The sequence below is a fragment of the Sphingomonas sp. genome, from assembly GCF_035490575.1.
Lineage (GTDB): Bacteria > Pseudomonadota > Alphaproteobacteria > Sphingomonadales > Sphingomonadaceae > Sphingomonas.
In genome coordinates this window covers 1-3327 of record NZ_DATJLI010000175.1, presented here as the reverse complement: position 1 = coordinate 3327, position 3327 = coordinate 1, and the positions used below count along the sequence as shown (strand labels likewise).

The following is a 3327-nucleotide window of genomic DNA, read 5'->3' as shown; positions in this document are numbered from 1 at the left end:
CGCGTGGTCTATACCTACCGCTCCGATTATTTTGACGAGAACCGAACCGGGGCAGGCGATGTTCGCCCAGTCGACCAGCCGGTGTGGCTGAACTATGTTCGCCCCAACGGCCGTCTCGACTTCAGCCTTGCCTATGACGTGACGCCGGAACTTACCTTGACGGTAGAGGGGACCAACGTGCTTCGTTCACGCTATCAAAGCTATATCAACCAGGATTACTTCATCCGCGATACGCGGACAGACGACAGCATCTATGCTGTCGGTTTCCGGGCGCGCTTCTGATGCGGCGGCTTGCACTTATCGCAGCGCTGGCGCTGGGCGTTTCGGTCCCGGCGCTGGCCGACAACCCCCAGTTCCAGGGCGCCGACCCGCACGCGCTGATGATCGGCGACGAGATGTGGGTATTCCCCACGGGCGGGCCGGTCGGGGCGTGGGATGCCGATCGGTTCCACGCCTTTTCCTCCACCGACCTCAAGAACTGGCGCGACCGCGGCGAATTGCTGCGACGCGACCAGATCAAGTGGCGGCGTGACGACGGGGCGCCCGAACGCTTCCTGTGGGCGCCCGGCGTCGCGCAGGCGAATGGCAAATGGTATCTCTATTATTCGCTGGGACCGAACACGCCCAAGCCCAGCCATATCGGCGTCGCCGTCGCCGACCGGCCCGAGGGTCCGTATCGCGATAGCGGCAAGCCACTTCTGACCGGACGCAAGGGGTTCGAGGCGATCGATCCGATGGTGTTTGTCGACCCCAAAAGCGGCACGCCCTATTTCTATGCCGGCGGCAGCGCGGGATCGACGTTGCGGGTGTTCGAACTCAACCCCGACATGGTGTCGATCAAGCGCGAAGTAGCCGTCGAACAGCCGCCGCAGTTCACCGAGGGCGCGTTCATGCACGAACGCGACGGCACCTATTACCTGTCCTACAGCCATGGCCGCTTCAACGGCGCGAGCTATTCGGTGCACTATGCCACCGCGTCGTCGCCGACCGGGCCGTGGCAGTATCGCGGGCGAATCCTGTCCAGCGACGCGACGCACAAGGGACCGGGCCATCACAGCTTTGTGGAAACGCCGGGTGGCGAGACGCTGATCGTCTATCACCGCTGGGAAAACCCCGCGTCACCCGAACCCTATAAGGGCGAGCGGCAGATCGCCATCGAACGCATTCGCTATGCGCCCGATGGCAGCATCCGGCCGATCGCCATGACCGATGGCGCCGCAGCGCCCACACTTGCCGCCGCGCGTTGACGGCAACCGGGCGGGCGCCTCTCCCCGATCCCGCCCACCACTGACGACCCGGCGGCTCATCCCGCCGGGTCTTTTTTTGGCGTGACGGATCGGCAAGCGACCCGCCACTGCCCTCGTCACCAGATCCGAACGCGCTGTTCAGGGGTCAGAAACAGCTTCGATCCCGCCGCGGGCTTGAACGCGGGATACCAGGGGTCGAGGTTGCGGACGATCCATGCGCGCTGCTGCGACGGTGCATGGGGATCGGTCAGCAGCCGCTGGCGCAAATTGGCCTCCCGGTAATTGCGCCGCCAAACCTGTGCCCAGCCAAGATAGAAGCGCTGATCGGCGGTGAAGCCATCGATCACCGGCGGCGCCTTGCCGTTCAGCGAAGCCATATAAGCATCATGCGCGACCGTCAGGCCGGCCAGATCGGCGACATTCTCACCCAGCGTCAGCGCGCCCTTCACCTTCATGCCCGGCAACGGCTCATAGGCGTCATATTGCGCGACCAGCGAGTCGGTGCGCTGCTTGAACGACGCGACATCGGCCGGAGTCCACCAGTCGGTCAGGCGCCCCTCGGCGTTATACTTTGCGCCCTGATCGTCGAAATGATGGCTCAGTTCGTGGCCGATCACCGCGCCGATGCCGCCATAATTGACAGCCGGGTCGGCGTTGGGATCGAAGAAGGGCGGCTGGAGGATCGCGGCGGGGAACACGATCTCGACCATGCCGAAATTGGCATAGGCGTTGACCGTCATCGGCGTCATGCCCCATTCCCAGCGCTGAAGCGGCTTGCCGAGATGGCCGACATTCCAGTTATGCGCCCATTCGGCGGCGCGCACCTTGTTGCCGAATGCGTCACCCGCGACGATTTCCAGGTTCGAATAATCGCGCCAGCGGTCTGGATAGCCGATCTTGGGCGTGAAAGCGGCCAGCTTTTCATGCGCCTTGACCTTGGTCTCCGGCGCCATCCAGTCAAGCTGATCGATCCGGGCATCCATTGCCGCGATCACGTTCTTCACCAGTTCGTCGGCGGCCGCCTTGGTTTCGGGCGGGAAATAGCGAGCGACATAGACCTGGCTCACTTCGTCGGCCAGCGCTTCGCTGGTGAAGGCCACGGCGCGCTTCCAGCGGTCCTCCTGCTCAGGCGTGCCCGACAGGATGGTGCCCTCGAACGCGAACACCGCCTCGTCGATCGCGCTCGGCAGCACATCGGCGTAGCTTTCAAGGCTGCGGACCATCAACTGGTCGCGCAGCACCGCGACCGGCGTGGCCGCGATCAGTCGCGCCTCGCCCGTGACCGCCGTCGGCTGGGCAACGATCAGTTCCTGAACCGGCGCCCCGATCCCCTTGAAATAGGACGCAAAGTCAAAGCCAGGCGCCGTTTGCGCCAGTTGGGTCATCGTCATCTTGTTATAGGTCTTGTCGCTGTCGCGGCTGTCGATCCGCGTCCAGTGCGCGCGCGCGATGCCCGTTTCGAAATCGAGGATCGCCTTGGCCCGCGCCGCGGCATTGTCCTCACCCGCCAGCGTCAGCAATCGGGCCAGATGGGCCAGATAGGCGGTGCGCGTCTCGACCAGCTTGGCGTCGCTCGACAGGTAATAATCGCGGTCGGGCATCCCCAGGCCGCCCTGGAACATGGTGACGATATAGGTTTCGGGCGCCTTGTCGTCCTGTCCGACATAACTGCCGATCGGCCCGCTTATGCCCATGCGATCGGCCTCTGCCAGCAGCGCGGGATAGCCGGCCTTGCCGTTCAGCGCCTTGATTTTGCCCAGCCACGGCTGGATCGGTCCCAGCCCCTTGGCGTCGATCGCCTGCCGGTCGAGATAGCTGGCATAAGCGGTGCCGATCTTCGACTCGCCCTTTGCCCGCGCCTCATCCAGCAGCGTGCGCGTGCGTTCGGTCGACAGGTCGGCCAGCACAGTGAACATGCCGTAATTCGACTTGTCCGCCGGGATCGGCGTGTTGGCGGCCCAGGTGCCGTTGGCATGGCCATAGAAATCGGCGCCGGGTGCGATCGAGCGATCCATGCCGGCAACGTCGAAACCGAACGTGCCGAGTTGCGGCTTCCCGGCGGGCGCCGGCGTCACCGGGC

General features: G+C 64.5%; 2 protein-coding genes and 1 pseudogene. 2 read left to right on the top strand and 1 reads right to left on the bottom strand.

The annotated features are described in order from the left end of the window. Both VL973_RS13345 and VL973_RS13340 read left to right on the top strand, forming a co-directional pair. A pseudogene (locus VL973_RS13345) lies at positions 1 to 282 on the top strand (TonB-dependent receptor); the annotation flags it as partial. After that, entirely contained in the window at positions 282 to 1247 is a 966-nt protein-coding gene (locus VL973_RS13340) for a family 43 glycosylhydrolase (protein ID WP_325284518.1), read from the top strand. The pseudogene VL973_RS13345 and the gene VL973_RS13340, both read left to right, overlap by 1 nt. A 116-nt stretch (positions 1248 to 1363) precedes the next feature. Here the strand turns inward: VL973_RS13340 and VL973_RS13335 are convergent, their stop codons facing one another. Then, the gene (locus tag VL973_RS13335; protein WP_325284519.1) at positions 1364 to 3322 is read right to left on the bottom strand and encodes a M13 family metallopeptidase; all 1959 of its coding nucleotides are present in this window, start codon (positions 3320 to 3322) and stop codon (positions 1364 to 1366) included. Positions 3323 to 3327 lie beyond the last annotated feature (5 nt).